Origin of the sequence: Leifsonia sp. SIMBA_070 (assembly GCF_046534635.1) — a bacterium.
GTDB lineage: Bacteria > Actinomycetota > Actinomycetes > Actinomycetales > Microbacteriaceae > Leifsonia.
In genome coordinates this window covers 1-297 of the sequence record NZ_JAWRYK010000142.1, presented here as the reverse complement: position 1 = coordinate 297, position 297 = coordinate 1, and the positions used below count along the sequence as shown (strand labels likewise).

Annotated in this window: 1 protein-coding gene; it reads right to left on the bottom strand. The window is 68.0% G+C overall.

Annotation, left to right across the window (positions count from 1 at the left end):
* Nucleotides 1-297: GDSL-type esterase/lipase family protein (locus SB754_RS19770; RefSeq protein WP_410784091.1), on the bottom strand; the 297-nt coding region annotated here is incomplete at both ends.

The following is a 297-nucleotide window of genomic DNA, read 5'->3' as shown; positions in this document are numbered from 1 at the left end:
CACCAGTTGGGTTTGCGGATAGGTCCGGCGCATTTCCCTGATCATTTGTTCCACTGCCCGGGCCAGTTCCGCGTCAGTTGCCCGGTCGACGTCGTTGCCGCCTCCCTGCAGGATCACCAGCCGCGGATGTCCCCATGGCAGCAGCCACTGCTGCCAGGTCAGCGCCTGGTGGTAGCTGCCCACCCGCTGAGTCCCCCTGATGTAGCCGGTCCCCCCGGCGCCGCGGAGCACCGTCCGGTAGCCCAAGGCGTCCAATCCGCGGGCGACCCATGTTTCCGGACCGGTCTGCGAGTCGCC